The 14,066-nt window shown below is 67.4% G+C and carries 15 protein-coding genes; 9 read left to right on the forward strand and 6 right to left on the reverse strand.

Translation table 11 applies throughout. The annotated features are described in order from the left end of the window. Nucleotides 1–191: 191 nt before the first annotated feature. On the reverse strand, nt 192–815 hold the full coding sequence (locus HWX55_RS18130) for an alpha/beta hydrolase (protein ID WP_175976712.1): 624 nt from the start codon (nt 813–815) through the stop codon (nt 192–194). 356 nt (nt 816–1,171) lie between these two features. Here HWX55_RS18130 and HWX55_RS18135 point away from each other — a divergent pair, with 356 nt between their 5' ends. From HWX55_RS18135 to HWX55_RS18160, 6 genes are all read left to right on the forward strand, one after another. Then, nucleotides 1,172–2,113, forward strand: a complete 942-nt coding sequence (locus HWX55_RS18135) for a glyoxylate/hydroxypyruvate reductase A (RefSeq protein ID WP_175976713.1) — start codon at nt 1,172–1,174, stop codon at nt 2,111–2,113. A 30-nt stretch (nt 2,114–2,143) separates the two neighbouring features. Next, nucleotides 2,144–3,076 carry a hydroxymethylglutaryl-CoA lyase gene (locus tag HWX55_RS18140; RefSeq protein WP_175976714.1) on the forward strand — a complete coding sequence of 311 codons (933 nt, stop codon included), beginning with the start codon at nt 2,144–2,146 and terminating at the stop codon, nt 3,074–3,076. A 26-nt stretch (nt 3,077–3,102) separates the two neighbouring features. Further along, entirely contained in the window at nt 3,103–3,609 is a 507-nt protein-coding gene (locus HWX55_RS18145) for a YbaK/EbsC family protein (RefSeq protein ID WP_089488878.1), read from the forward strand. After that, nucleotides 3,606–3,815 carry a DUF1289 domain-containing protein gene (locus HWX55_RS18150; protein ID WP_175976715.1) on the forward strand — a complete coding sequence of 70 codons (210 nt, stop codon included), beginning with the start codon at nt 3,606–3,608 and terminating at the stop codon, nt 3,813–3,815. Before HWX55_RS18145 ends, HWX55_RS18150 begins: the two co-directional genes overlap by 4 nt. A gap of 295 nt (nt 3,816–4,110) precedes the next feature. Next, entirely contained in the window at nt 4,111–4,863 is a 753-nt protein-coding gene (locus HWX55_RS18155) for a hypothetical protein (RefSeq protein ID WP_175976716.1), read from the forward strand. Then, nucleotides 4,863–5,348, forward strand: a complete 486-nt coding sequence (locus HWX55_RS18160) for a hypothetical protein (protein ID WP_175976717.1) — start codon at nt 4,863–4,865, stop codon at nt 5,346–5,348. The genes HWX55_RS18155 and HWX55_RS18160 overlap by 1 nt, the downstream gene beginning before the upstream one ends. Before the next feature lie 305 nt (nt 5,349–5,653). Here the strand turns inward: HWX55_RS18160 and HWX55_RS18165 are convergent, their stop codons facing one another. Next, the gene (locus HWX55_RS18165) at nt 5,654–6,556 is read right to left on the reverse strand and encodes a DMT family transporter (RefSeq protein WP_175976718.1); all 903 of its coding nucleotides are present in this window, start codon (nt 6,554–6,556) and stop codon (nt 5,654–5,656) included. 112 nt (nt 6,557–6,668) lie between these two features. Here HWX55_RS18165 and HWX55_RS18170 point away from each other — a divergent pair, with 112 nt between their 5' ends. Next, complete coding sequence (locus HWX55_RS18170; protein ID WP_050014344.1) at nt 6,669–7,160, forward strand: Lrp/AsnC family transcriptional regulator; 492 nt, start codon at nt 6,669–6,671, stop codon at nt 7,158–7,160. Nucleotides 7,161–7,243: 83 nt separating this feature from the next. Here HWX55_RS18170 and HWX55_RS18175 read toward each other — a convergent pair whose 3' ends face one another. Continuing rightward, entirely contained in the window at nt 7,244–8,140 is an 897-nt protein-coding gene (locus tag HWX55_RS18175) for an alpha/beta hydrolase (protein ID WP_175976719.1), read from the reverse strand. Nucleotides 8,141–8,389: 249 nt separating this feature from the next. Here HWX55_RS18175 and HWX55_RS18180 point away from each other — a divergent pair, with 249 nt between their 5' ends. Continuing rightward, entirely contained in the window at nt 8,390–9,349 is a 960-nt protein-coding gene (locus HWX55_RS18180) for a nitronate monooxygenase family protein (RefSeq protein ID WP_175976720.1), read from the forward strand. A gap of 117 nt (nt 9,350–9,466) precedes the next feature. Here the strand turns inward: HWX55_RS18180 and HWX55_RS18185 are convergent, their stop codons facing one another. The 3 genes from HWX55_RS18185 to HWX55_RS18195 form a co-directional block, all read right to left on the reverse strand. Further along, nucleotides 9,467–10,429: a LysR family transcriptional regulator gene (locus tag HWX55_RS18185; protein WP_175976721.1), complete on the reverse strand. Its 963-nt coding sequence runs from the start codon at nt 10,427–10,429 to the stop codon at nt 9,467–9,469. Nucleotides 10,430–10,625: 196 nt separating this feature from the next. After that, nucleotides 10,626–11,702 (reverse strand): porin, encoded by a 1,077-nt coding sequence (locus HWX55_RS18190; protein ID WP_011546370.1) that lies wholly within the window; start codon nt 11,700–11,702, stop codon nt 10,626–10,628. A 345-nt stretch (nt 11,703–12,047) separates the two neighbouring features. After that, nucleotides 12,048–12,539, reverse strand: coding sequence for a peptide-binding protein (locus tag HWX55_RS18195; RefSeq protein WP_124639869.1), 492 nt, complete (start codon nt 12,537–12,539; stop codon nt 12,048–12,050). 346 nt (nt 12,540–12,885) lie between these two features. On the opposite strand from HWX55_RS18195, the gene HWX55_RS18200 reads away from it, so the two are divergent. Next, on the forward strand, nt 12,886–13,917 hold the full coding sequence (locus HWX55_RS18200; protein WP_175976722.1) for a bile acid:sodium symporter family protein: 1,032 nt from the start codon (nt 12,886–12,888) through the stop codon (nt 13,915–13,917). Nucleotides 13,918–14,066: the final 149 nt, after the last annotated feature.

The following is a 14,066-nucleotide window of genomic DNA, read 5'->3' on the forward strand; positions in this document are numbered from 1 at the left end:
ACGTAACGGTCGGTGACGGCGCGAACGGCACGCAGACGCGCCGCTTCGCGGGCCACATCGGGCACGGCCGGCCGAGGGATTCGGACCTAGCCGCCGCCGTCAGGGCCATGAGGCCCGCCTGCGCATTGCAAGCGCGACGGCCCGCCATGCCGCGACAGCCACCGCGCGGCATGCGCCGCGCAACCGGGCCGTCAGACCGCGTGCGCGAGCGCGCGATCGACGAGCGCGGCCTCGAAGCCGTCGTCCGCGTCGCGAAAACGCAGCGGCGCCGCGCAATGCACCAGCGTGTCGATGAAGTATTTCGCGCGCGGCCACGGCCCGTAGCCGGCCGCCGTGTTGATGTGCCCGGCATCGCCGAGGTTCACGAACGCGCTGCCCAGGCGCTGCGCGAGCGTGCGCGCATCGGCGAGCGGCATCCACGGATCGGTCTCGCTGCCGATCACGATCGACGGCACCGCGAGCCGGCGCGCGTCGAACGGCCCGGCAAACGTGAATTTCTTCGGGCTCGCCGGCGCGACGAACAGCACGCCCGCGACATCGCCGACGTGCGGCCACTGCGCGAGCGCATGCGCGGTCGCGAGGCAGCCGAAGCTGTGCGCGGCGAGCACGAACGGGCCGCGCTCGCGATCGAGCAGCGCGCGCACCGCTTGCGCCCACCCCGCGAGATCGGGCGCATCCCAGTCGTGCTGCTCGACCCGCAACGCGCGCGGGAACTGCCGCTCGAGCCAGGTCTGCCAGTGGGCGCCTTCGCTGCCGTGCAGGCCCGGGACGGTGACGAGCCGCGGCGGCCACGCCGATTTGCTGCATGCGCGCATGATTGCCCTCGCTTGCTTGAAGACGAGGTTCGATTGTGGCGTCGCGTACGCGGCGGCCGAACCAATATTTTGTGCTTTGCTTTTGCGCGGCGCGGTGACCGGCGGCGGCCCGGCGACTGCGCGACGGCGGCCCAAGCCAGCCGCATGGGCCGCATGGCCCGCACCGACGGCGCAATGTGCGGCGAAACCGTAGAATGTGGGCTTCCCGTCAGCTTCACACGGAACCGGTCCCCGCGCCGACGCGCCGGGCCGTTCGTCAGGAGTCGTCCAATGTCCGCTACGTCCGCCGGCGCGCCGCGCCCGGCTTCGCTCGCCGTTCCCGTGACGCGCCTCGCCGGCGCGCGCGCCGTCACGCCATGAAGATCCTGTTCCATTCACCGCATCAGGAAGCCGGCGCATGGCGCGACGAGATCGCGCGGGCGCTGCCGGAAGCCGAACTGCGCGCGTGGCAGCCGGGCGATACGGCCGCGGCCGACTACGCGCTCGTGTGGCGCGCACCGCGCGAGTTCTTCACGCCGCGCGACGGCCTGCGCGCGATCTTCAACCTCGGCGCGGGCGTCGACGCGCTGCTCGCGCTCGACCGCGCGCATCCGGGAACGCTGCCCGCGCACGTGCCGCTGGTGCGGCTCGAGGATTCGGGCATGGCGCAGCAGATGGTCGAATACGTGACGCACGCGGTGCTGCGCTACCTGCGCCGCTTCGACGAATACGACCTGCAACAGCGCGAACGCCGCTGGCAGCCGCTCGAACCGCATGCGCGCGCGAGCTTCACCGTCGCGGTCCTCGGCCTCGGCGTGCTCGGCGCCGAGGTCGCCCGCGCGCTCGCCGCGCTCGGCCTGCCGGTGCGCGGCTACAGCCGCAGCGCGAAGCAGCTCGACGGCATCGCGACCTTCGCCGGCGACGGCGCGTTCGACGCGTGCATCGACGGCGCGAAGGTGCTCGTCAACCTGCTGCCGAGCACGCGCGACACCGACGGCATCCTGTCGGCGCGCGCGTTCGCGCGGCTCGCGCGCGGTGCGTACGTCGTCAACGTCGCGCGCGGCGCGCATCTCGTCGAAGCCGACCTGCTCGACGCGCTCGCGAGCGGCCAGGTCGCCGCGGCCACGCTCGACGTGTTCCAGCACGAACCGCTGCCGGACGACCATCCGTTCTGGCGCGCGCCGCGCATCACGATCACGCCGCACAGCTCGGCCGAGACGCTGCGCGCGGAAGCCGTCGAGCAGATCGCCGGCAAGATCCGCGCGTTCGAGCGCGGCGCGCCCGTCAGCGGCATCGTCGACTACGCGCGTGGCTACTGAATTCCGCCTGAGATAAAACTGGAGACAACCATGACGTTCCCCACCGCCGTCAAGATCGTCGAAGTCGGCCCGCGCGACGGCCTGCAGAACGAGAAGACCTTCGTGCCGACCGACGTGAAGATCGCACTCGTCGACCGGCTGTCGCGCGCCGGCTTCCGCAACGTCGAGGCCGCATCGTTCGTGTCGCCGAAATGGGTGCCGCAGATGGCCGACGGCGCCGACGTGATGGCCGGCATCGAGCGCCGCGCGGGCACCGTGTACTCGGTGCTCACGCCGAACCTGAAGGGTTTCGAGAACGCGGTCGCCGCGCGCGCCGACGAGGTCGTGATCTTCGGCGCGGCGAGCGAAGCGTTCTCGCAGCGGAACATCAACTGCACCATCGCCGAGAGCATCGCGCGCTTCGAGCCCGTCGCGAAGGCCGCGAAGGACGCGGGTCTGCGACTGCGCGGGAGCGTGTCGTGCGCGCTGGGCTGCCCGTATCAAGGCGAGGTGCCGGTCGCGTCGGTCGTCGACGTCGTCGAACGCTTCGCCGCGCTCGGCTGCGACGAGATCGACATCGCCGACACGATCGGCGTCGGCACGCCGAAGCGCACGCGGGAGGTGCTCTCCGCGGTCACGCGCGTGTTCCCGCGTGAACGGCTGTCGGGCCATTTCCACGACACCTACGGCCAGGCGCTCGCGAACATCTACGCGGCGCTGTTCGAAGGGATCGAGATCTTCCACGCGTCGGTCGCGGGCCTCGGCGGCTGCCCGTACGCGAAGGGCGCGACCGGCAACGTCGCGACCGAGGACGTGCTGTACCTGATGCAGGGCCTCGGCATCGAGACCGGCATCGATCTCGCGCAGGTCGTCGCGGCCGGCGACTTCATCTCGAACGCGATCGGCCGCGCGAACGTGTCGCGCGCCGGTCGCGCGCTGCTTGCCAAGGCGCAGAGCGCGGCCGACGCCGCGAACTGCGTCTGATCACGCCCTCCCACGGACGCCTCCCCATGACGACACCCGCTTCATTCGATTCTCTCCCCGATTCCGCGCGACGCGTCGCGCTGCTGCTGCGCGAGCGCGGCCATGCGAAAGGCATCGTGATGCTTGCCGAAACCGGCAAGACGTCGGCCGAGGCTGCGGCCGGGCTCGGCTGCTCGGTCGCGCAGATCGCGAAGTCGATCCTGTTTCGCCGGCAGGCCGACGGGGCGCCCGTGCTGGTCGTCGCGAGCGGCGTGAACCGCGTCGATGAAAAGAAGGTCGCCGCGCAGGTCGGCCCGGTCGGCCGCGCGGACGCGAAGTTCGTGCGCGACAACACCGGCTATGCGATCGGCGGCGTGTGCCCGATCGGCCATCTGGTCGAACCCGTCACGCTGATCGACGCCGACCTGCTCGCGCTCGACAGCCTGTGGGCCGCTGCCGGCCATCCGCACGCGGTGTTTAACCTGTCGCCGCACGAACTCGTGTCGCTGACGGGCGCGCCGGTCGCGGACGTCGCGTTGCGGGAGCCCGCATGAGCGACGTGACGATGCCGGTCGTCGCCACGGTCGCGTCGCCGTGCACCGACGTCTGCCGGATCGATCCGCGCACCGACTGGTGCGCGGGCTGCCTGCGCACGCGCGGCGAGATCAAGGGATGGCGTACGTCGGACGACGACGCGCGGCGCGCGCTGCTTGCGCGGCTCGACGCGCGGCGGCGGCTGATCGCGGGCAGCGAGACATAAACATCTTTGATGTGTGAGCGCCAATCCAGGATCGAAACCGTTCGTACCGCAGGCAAACCTGGCAGCCGTGACACTCGCTAACCTTGCTCGAGCCCGGCTACACAGCGGCAAAATCGGAAACAGCCAGGCCCCATCGGTGTTTGATGAGTCGGACAACGAATGTCGGCCTTCACGCCCGACATTGCGAATACTTGTAACACGGCGGTTGTTTTACGATGCCCCCTCTCCATAAGTTGAGACGAGGGCTAACAACGAGCGTCCCATATTGCTTGAACCCTCTTCGAAGAGAGGGTCCATGTCCTTTAAGCTTTCAGTGGGAGTTGGCCAACACTGCTCGCTTTACAGCCGCAGCGAATATCGTTCGCGCTTCCCCACCGGCTCAGCGGGCGAGGTGACCGGGAAGGAACGGGTGCGATTGATCAGCGCGGGAGACTTGGCGCGTGATACCGCGCAGTTGCCGGGCCTTCGCAGGTTTCTTCAGGATTGTCGCGCCGACCAGTATGTCGACCGTACCGATCCGCACCTGCTGTCGCAGGCGTTACAACGCGCTATCAGCAACGGTGATGTCGTCGCGATCGTAGAACAGGCGCGCTCGTCCGGAACACCCGGCCCCGCCAATGACTGGCCGCGGCCGTACTCGATCACATTTACGCCATCCCAGTTATTCAAGCGCCCGGCCCGTATGGCGGCCGGTTTCGGTGTGCCCCTCCAAACGCGGCTCAGGCTCCCCGCCGACGATGGAATTGCAATATGGCGAGCGAACCCTGGAGACAGGCTACCGAATGGGACCATTGCAAGGGCACTAAGTAGTGCGCAACCGCTTGAGTATCGATCCGACGTACCGATCGTCAGTGAAGTGCTTCAACTAGCCGGCAGCGACGGCCTACCCGGCAACAATCAAGTACAAAACAAGCAGTTCAAAGCCGTTGTCAAAGTAATCGGGCTCAATAAGCGTCAGGCACGTTTGCTTCACGAAGAGATAAGCGGAGAAGGGCTCGGATATCATGAAATTCTCGAGCGGGCACAAGACATGTTTGGGGGAAGCTGATGACCGGCGTTCATGAACAGATCACCCGGCACCTCGCCGTTCTCGAAGGCCTCGACGTAGGCGGCATCAACCGGGCCGCCGACATGCTGACGATACAGTTCGGCCCGATGCGGCAAACCACCACGCGAAAAGGTACGGTGAAATGGGTGGGCGCATGGGCGCTTCACATTCAATGCGATTGGAAAATTCACCGAGAAAACGATATCGTCGCGACCCGGGACGATCTTTCCGGGTCCGACGACGAAGCAGACCGAACTATCGAGCATCTCGATGCGTTATTGATCAGGCATGGCCCAATGATGGTTGAGCGTGCACGTGGCGATGAATCGGGACACGCATGGATCACGTTGTCATCCGGGCTGAGCCTTACCATCACGCCAACGGGCATCGCGCACGAAGAGGACTGGCGACTCTTTGCACCGGGCGTCGACGCACCGCACTTTGTGATCGAGGGCGGCCGGATCGATCCCGAATCACTTGCCTGAAGCGACCCGCATCGAACGTGCCGCTCAAGGCCGTTGCCAGGGGCACGCAAAAAAAAAGCCGTTCAGCCTCACCGGCGAACGGCATCGAGATCGGAATCCTGTGAACGTGATCAACGTCACAGCCCGCATCATACGAGCGACGCGGGCGCATCGCATCGGGTGTTTCCCTACAACTTCTTACAGCGCTTTTCGCGCACGCGCGCGGCGTCCGCGCGACGTCATCCCGCAGGCACGCTTCACTCGCGACACGCGCATTCGACGCGCGGCGACGTGAGCGCGCCGCCGCGCCGAATCCTCTGACCGTTTCAGTTGCCGACCGCCGTGCGACGGGCCGGCACGATGCGCCAGCCTAGGTTCACGCCGGCCGCCGCGAGCACGATCAAGAGCGCGCCGAATACCTGGGTCCATGCGAGCGTCTGCCCGAACGCGACGCGATCGACGGCGATCGCGACGACCGGATAGACGAACGACAGCGCGCCCGTCATCGCGGTCGGCAGCTTCTGGACCGCGCCGTACAGCAGCACGTACATCAGCCCCGTGTTGACGATGCCGAGCACGATCAGGTCGGCCCATTGCCCGGCCGTCGCCGGCAACGTGTCGAACTGCGCGAACGGCGCGAGCAGCAGGATGCCGAGGCCGACCTGCAGCAGCGCGAGCAGATGCGGCGGCGTGCCCTTCAGGTGCTTCGTGATGATCGACGAGATCGCGTACAGGAACGCCGCGCCGAGCGACAGCGCGACCCCTTCCAGGTATTCGCCGGGCACCGCGAGCACGGCCGGTTCGACGCGCACCACGAACACGAGCCCGGCGAATGCGAGCGCGAGCCACGCGAGCGTCGACGCGGTGATCCGCTCGCGGAACACGATGGCGCCGAGCGCGACGAGCATGAACGGCTGCGTGTTGTAGACGGCGGTCGCCATCGAGATCGACGCGCGCGAATACGCGGCGAACAGCAGCAGCCAGTTCGCGACGATCGCGAGGCTGCCGAGCGTCGTGAGCACGAGCATCCGCGGCGAGAACAGCGAGCGGCGCAGGAAGCCGAACGCCGCGCAGACGATCGCGAGCGTCGCCGTGCCGAACACGCAGCGGAAGAACACGACATTGGTCAGCGGCTGCTGCGACGACATCACGAGCCAGCCGATCGTGCCGGACATCAGCATCGCGACGATCATCTCGGCGGCACCGCGGCGAATTTCATTCGAGGCCATCAGGAACTCCGTTGAAGAGCTTGGATGAGTTCGATTCTAGAAACTTGCTTTCGCCGATACCACGGCTAAACTGAAGTGAATCAGCCGATTGACCTTCGAAAGCAAAGCGATCATGCCGAAACGCCTTTCCCCGCCCGCCGTCGCGTCGCTCGACGCGACCGACCGTGCAATCGTCGCCGCGCTGGCCGACGACGCCCGCATCGCGACCAGCGAACTCGCGCGGCAGATCGGGCTGTCGGCGCCCGCGACGGCCGACCGCGTGCGCCGGCTGGAAGCGCAAGGCGTGATCGCCGCGTTCACCGTCGAGCTCGACCCGCGTGCGCTCGGCTACACGCTGCAGGCGATCGTCCGCGTGAAGCCGCTGCCGGGCCAGCTGCATCTGGTCGAGGAATTGCTGCGGCGGATTCCCGAATTCGTCGAATGCGACAAGGTGACCGGCGACGACTGCTTCATCTGCCGGCTCTACCTGCGCACGATCGAGCACCTCGACGACATCCTGTCGAAGGTGACTGAGCGCGCGGAGACGAGCACCGCGATCGTGAAATCGACGCCCGTGCCGCGCCGCCTGCCGCCGCTCGTCGAGGACGACCACGCGCACCGCTGAGCCGCGGAGCGGCGCATATCGCCGAGCCGCGGCGCGGCGCGCACCATCGGGCCGCCGGCGGCGCGCGCCCCCCGCCCAGCCCGTCACGCGGCCGCGTCGCGCGCGTCGAAGAACGCGAGCAGTTCGTCGATCAGCGCGACGGGCGCCTCTTCCGGAATGTAGTGCCCGCAGTCGAGCGCGCGGCCGCTGACGTCGCGCGCGACGCGACGCCACTCGTCGAGCAGATCGAAGCAGCGGCCGACGACGCCGTGCTCGCCCCACAGCACGCGCAGCGGGCACGCGATCTTGTTGCCGCGTTCGAGGTCCGCACGATCGTGCTCGAGATCGATCGTCGCCGATGCGCGATAGTCCTCGCACATCGCATGCACGGCGCCCGGCTGCGCGAGCGCCGCCCGGTACGCGTCGAGCGCCTCGGGCGCGAACGGCGCCAGCCCGGCCGACCGGTTGCCCATCACGCGTTCGACGTACGCATCGGTGTGCGCGCCGATCAGCGTCTCGGGCAGCGGCTCGGGCTGGATCAGGAAGAACCAGTGGAAATACGCGGTCGCGAACGCGCGATCGGTTTTCTCGTACATCGCGAGCGTCGGCGCGATGTCGAGCAGCATCATCCGCTCGACGGCCTCCGCGTGATCGAGCCCGAGCCGGTGCGCGACCCGCGCGCCGCGATCGTGCGCGCACACGTGGAACTGCGCGAAGCCGAAATGCCGCATCACGGCGACCTGATCCGCCGCCATCGCGCGTTTCGAATACGGCGCATGCCGCGCGTCGCTCGGCGGCCGGCCCGATGCGCCGTAGCCGCGCAGGTCGGTGGCGATCACCGTGAAGTGATTCGCGAGCGTCGCGGCGACGCGATGCCAGATCATGTGGGTCTGCGGATGGCCGTGCAGCAACAGCAGCGGCGGCCCCGCGCCTCCTTTGACACCGAAAATGTCGGTGTCCTGCACCGTCACGCGAAACGGTGCAAACGCCTCAAACGACATGGTTTGTTTCTCGTTGGTTTGTTATGGCGGCTATTTTATGAGTGCCGGCGCATCTTCACAGCGGCGCAAGCACGCGAAAGCGTAGAAAGAGAACACTCACTCGATTGCCGGCACACCGCGGAGTTTGTTAAGCTCGCGTAGAATCGCACGACCGTTCGTATTAATATGAACGAACGCGTTCCGCCGCTACACTCAATACACTCAAATCACCGTCCGACCGCAACGCCCCCCGGAGACTGGAGACATCACATGGCATTGCCCACCGTCCTGCAGAACCTGACGCTGCCCGTCATCGCGTCGCCGATGTTCATCGTCAGCTACCCCGAACTCGTGCTCGCGCAATGCAAGGCGGGCATCGTCGGTTCGTTCCCCGCGCTCAATGCGCGTCCGGCCGAACTGCTCGACGAGTGGCTCACGCAGATCCAGTCGGAACTCGCCAACCACAAGGCGAAACATCCCGATGCGGTGATCGGCCCGATCGCGGTCAACCAGATCGTCCACCAGTCGAACGCGCGGCTCGAGCACGACGTGCGCGTGTGCGTCGAGCACAAGGTGCCGATCTTCATCACGAGCCTGCGCGCGCCGGCGCGCGAGATCGTCGACGCGGTGCACGGCTACGGCGGCATCGTGCTGCACGACGTGATCAACCTGCGCCACGCGCAGAAGGCGCTCGACGCGGGCGTCGACGGGCTGATCCTCGTCGCGGCCGGCGCGGGCGGCCACGCGGGCACGACGTCGCCGTTCGCGCTGGTCGGCGAAGTCCGCAAGATCTTCGACGGCCCGATCGTGCTGTCCGGCTCGATCGCGAACGGCGGCTCGATCCTCGCCGCGCAGGCGATGGGCGCGGACTTCGCGTACATGGGCACGCGTTTCATCGCAACGCAGGAAGCGCACGCGATCGACGACTACAAGCACGCGATCCTGAACGCGAAATCGTCGGACATCATCTACACGAACCTCTTCACGGGCGTGCACGGCAACTACATCCGCGAGAGCATCGAGAAGGCCGGCCTCGATCCGGACGCGCTGCCGGAATCGGACAAGACCAAGATGAATTTCGGCAGCGACAAGACGAAGGCGTGGAAGGACATCTGGGGCGCCGGCCAGGGCGTCGGCCTGATGGACGATCTGCCGAGCGTGGGTGCGCTCGTCGAGCGGCTCAAGCGCGAGTACGACGACGCGAAGGCGCGGCTCGGCATCCCGCGCTGACGGATGCGGCGGCCGTCGCGGCCGCCCTCGACCCAAGCGTCGTCGAGCCAAACGAAAAGCGCGAACCGGCAACCGGTTCGCGCTTTTTCATTGCCCCGCCGCGGCGGACGACGCGGCTCAGACCGCGCGCTTCATCCGCGTGATCGGCAGCACGCGCAGGTGCGATTCGATCGACGGGCACAACGACTGCCCTTCGAAACGCGCGGCCAGGAAATCGACGAACGACCGCACCTTCGCGGACACGTGGCGACGGCTCGCGTACACCGCATAGATCGGCGCCTCGTGCGGCGGCACCGAATCGAGCAGCACCGGCACGAGCCGGCCCGATTCGATGTCGTCGCCGACCACTTCGGTGCCGAGCAGCGCGATGCCCGCGCCGGCGAGCACGGCCGCGCGCAGCCCTTCGAGATGGTTCACGATCAGGTTGCCGTTCAGGCTCACGCGCGACGCGGCGGCCGCGTCGATCACCAGCGAATCGAGTATCGTCGAATTCGAATCGCGCCGCAGATAGTTGTGGTTCGCGAGATCGGCGATCGTCTGCGGCGTGCCGCGCTTGTCGAGATACTCGGGCGACGCGACCAGCAGGATGTGCGCGGTCGCGATCTGGCGTGCGACCAGCGACGACGATTTCAATCCGTTCGGCGCCGCGCGCACCGCGACGTCATAGCCTTCCTCGATCAGGTCGACCACGCGATCGGACAGCGTCATGTCGACGGTCACGTCCGGGAACCGGCCCGCATAATCGGTGACGGCCTGCATCACGTGCCGCAGCCCGAACGCGGACAGCGACGTCACGCGCAGCCTGCCCTGCGGCACCACGCTCGCGGCGCCGACGGCCTGGCCGGCTTCGTCGAGTTCGGACAGCGCCTGCACGAGGCGCTCGTAGTATTCGCGTCCCGCCTCGGTCGGCGCGACGCGTCGTGTCGTGCGATGCAGCAACCGCGCGCCGAGCTGCTGCTCGAGGTGCATCACGTGCTTGCTCGCCATCGCCGCCGACATCTGCATGCGCTCCGCCGCGCCGACGAAGCTGCCCACTTCGACGACGTAGCGAAACACATTCATGCTGACGAGGGTATCCATCGAACTAGCTCGCAATCCCGGGGAATCAACCAATTACGAGATAGGGTAACAAAGGCGGGGAGACATAAAGGTCAAGAAAGGCAAAACGGCGCCGCGGGTGGCGGCGCCGCTTCGGGCCGGAAACGACGGACGGGAAAACATGCAGCCGGCACGCGCAATTAGCGCGCGCGGCCGGCGCACCGGTCGCGCGCGTGCGTCAGAACTTCGCGCGAATGCCTGCGCCGAACGTGTTGCCGGTCGACAGGCCGCTGATGTGGTCGTTCATGTAGGCCGCGTAGACGTCGGTGCGCTTGGACAGCGGATAGTCGTAGCCGACGGCCCAGGTCTGGCGCGTCTGGTCGAGGCCGCCCGCGTCGCGCGAGTACGCATACGACGCCATCGCGTTGCCCACGCCGATCGGCACCGACACGCCGCCCTGCGCGGTATTCACGTGCCAGCTGCCGGCGACCTGGTCGTTCTTCGTATACATGTACTGGCCGAACAGCTTCACGAGCTTCAGGTCGTAGGTCGCGCCGACCAGCGCGATGCCCTGGCTCTTCATGCCGGTCACGAGCGCGCTCAGGTCCTGCGGGCCGTTGTTGAAGTTCACGTACTGATACACGGCGGTCGCCGCGAACGGGCCGTTCGCGTAGTTGAACTGCGCGCTCCACTTCTTGGAGCGGTTGTCGCCGGCCTGGTTGCCGAGTGCGTACATCGCGCCGAAATTCAGGCCACCGAACGAAGGCGACGTGTATCCCACCGCGTTGTTCCAGCCCGAATCGCCGACCGCGCCCTGGTCGCTCGGATAGGTCGGGAACGTGCCGAGGCCGAGGAACACGTGGTACACCATCGGCGAGAAAGTGTACGAGTCGTAGAACGGGTTGAACAGGATCGTCGACAGGAACAGGTGCGTCGTCAGGCGGCCTGCCGTCACCGTGCCGTACGGCGAGCTGATGCCGACGTACGCGTTGCGCGCGAAGAACGTGTCGCCCTGGAAGCGGCCGTACTGGCCGTTCTGCGCGCGGAAGAAGCTCTCCAGCGTGAAGATCGCCTTGTAGCCGTCGCCGAGATCCTCGGCGCCGTGCAGGCCCCAGTACGACGTCGACATCCCGCCGCCCGACACGTTCCACGCACGATCGCCCCCCGGGAACTTGGTGGCGCCGACCCATTCGTCAACCTGCCCGTAGAGCGAGACGCTCGACTGCGCATGGACGGGTGCGGCGGCCGCCACGCAGGCGGCTGCGGCGATCAGCTTGACGGACGTGCGCGACGCACGGCGGGCGAATGCTTTCATGGGATCTCCAGGTTTTGTCGGATAGTCGATAAGTGGCGCGAGCGTTGTTGTTTGGAGCCGAGTGCTTGCGTCGTATGGGGCGCAGCCATCTTTACGGATCATTCGTCCGGTCAAAATTGCGCACACTTATTGCGGGTATAGCGCCGGCATTAACTTCGCGGGATGTATCCATGGCCGGATGCACGGCGGCGGCCCGGCGCGAATGCGGTCGCACCGGCGGGCGGCGGCGCGGCATGCGCGTACCGGGCGCGAAAGATAGCGCAATGCGGCGGGAAAATCAGCGGAAATCTGCGCGCGACTGTGGCGAATTCGCATCAGCCGGCAAGAGGACGAGCGCCGGGGCGCTCAGTTTCGGTAGAACGGGGAGAAAGAAGGCGAGTGCGCAGGCTCTTCCTGCGAGCGGGGCGGCGGCATCGGGCGACCGCCGCGCTCCTCGTTATAGCGGGCGACGTCGGCGCGGATCGAGCCGGCCCGCAGCGGGACGTTGCCGCCGCCCGGCGGGCGCGGCATCTGGCGGACTTCGGCGCTGATCGGCCGATACGGGCTTTGCGCGGCGTAATGGCCGTAGGACGGCGTCGGGCGCAGCCCCCAGCGGGAGCCGGCGCCGCTCACGCCGCCGGGACGCACGCCGGCAGGCGGCGCAACGCGACGCCAGACCGGACCGCCGCCGGGGCCGCCGGCCGGCTGAGCGTACGCGCGCATGTCGCCGCCGCCGAAGCCGTGGCCACCGAACCCGTGACCGCCATGGGGCGGCTGGGCCAGCGCGAGCGGCATCAGCAGCGCGCCGAGCACGCCTGCCACCCATCGTCCGATCTTCCGTTTCACCCGTTCCGTCATCGTTCCGTGCCCATCGACACCCGCCGTCGGTTCCTTTCGGCCGACCCAAGGCTTTCAGCAGTAATTTATGAGCGGGCGGAAAGTGTGTCGAGCCAAAAAGTGTTATGTCGCCGGCATCGGTGTAACACCATGTTACTGCTAGGTTTTTTCGCTTCGGCACGCGATCGCGGCAGAACATTCTTCTGCGGTTTCGCGCGTGGCCGGGTCGACGCGGCGGCCCTCATTGCATGCAATCGATTCATCAATCGATTCGCACAATGAATTTGTTTGGTGAATCGCCAACCGGGACAATAACGCGATCCGCGCGCGCGACGCGCGCCTTCGCCGTTTCCGAATCGAGTTCCCGATGGCCCGTCCCCGTTTTCTCCCCGACAATTTCACGCTCGCGCTCGTCGGCACTGTCGTGCTCGCGAGCCTGCTGCCCTGCCGCGGCCCGGCCGCCCATGCGTTCAACTGGGCAACCAACATCGCCGTCGGCCTGCTGTTTTTCCTGCACGGCGCGAAACTGTCGCGCGAAGCCGTGATCGCCGGCGCGACCCACTGGCGGCTGCACGCGGTCGTGCTGCTCAGCACATTCGCGCTGTTCCCGCTGCTCGGCTTCGCGCTGAAACCGGTGCTGCAGCCACTCGTCACGCCGACGCTGTATGCGGGCGTGCTGTTCCTGTGCACGCTGCCGTCGACGGTCCAGTCGTCGATCGCGTTCACGTCGATCGCGAAGGGCAACGTGCCGGCTGCCGTGTGCGCAGCATCGGCGTCGAGCGTGCTCGGGATCTTCGTCACGCCGGCGCTCGTCGGGCTGATGATCACGTCGCAGTCGGCCGCGACCGCGTCGCCGTGGAGCACCGTCGGCAGCATCGTGATGCAACTGCTCGTGCCGTTCATCGCCGGCCAGTTGCTGCGGCCCGTGATCGGCAGCTGGATCGACCGCAATCGCGGCGTGCTGCGCTTCGTCGACCAGGGCTCGATCCTGCTGGTCGTCTACGTCGCGTTCAGCGAGGCCGTCAACGAGGGGCTGTGGCACCAGATTCCGCCGCGCGCGCTCGGCGGCCTGCTCGTCGTCAACCTCGTGCTGCTCGCGATCGCGCTGCTGCTGACCGCGTTCGTCAGCAAGCGGCTCGGCTTCAACCGCGCCGACCGGATCACGATCATCTTCTGCGGATCGAAGAAGAGCCTCGCGGCCGGCGTGCCGATGGCAAAGGTGATCTTCTCGGCGAACGCGGTCGGCGCGATCGTGCTGCCGCTGATGCTGTTCCACCAGATCCAGCTGATGGCGTGCGCGGCGCTCGCGCAGCGCTGGGGCGCGCGCGACACGAGCGGCGAGCACGACGAAGGCGACACGGCAGCCAGGTCCGGCGCGCTGAGCGCGGGCAAGCGCTGACGCGCCGGGGGTGCGATGGCTGTCGCTGGCCGCCTTCCGCCTCCCGCTTCCCGTTCCAGCCCCCCACGCCGATGCGCGTCCGGCTCGATGCACCGGCAACGCCCGTCGCGTCACAAAATCTTCATTCAATTCTCCGCAAGCGCTGCCGT

The organism is Burkholderia sp. BCC1047 (assembly GCF_902833155.1).
Lineage (GTDB): Bacteria > Pseudomonadota > Gammaproteobacteria > Burkholderiales > Burkholderiaceae > Burkholderia > Burkholderia sola.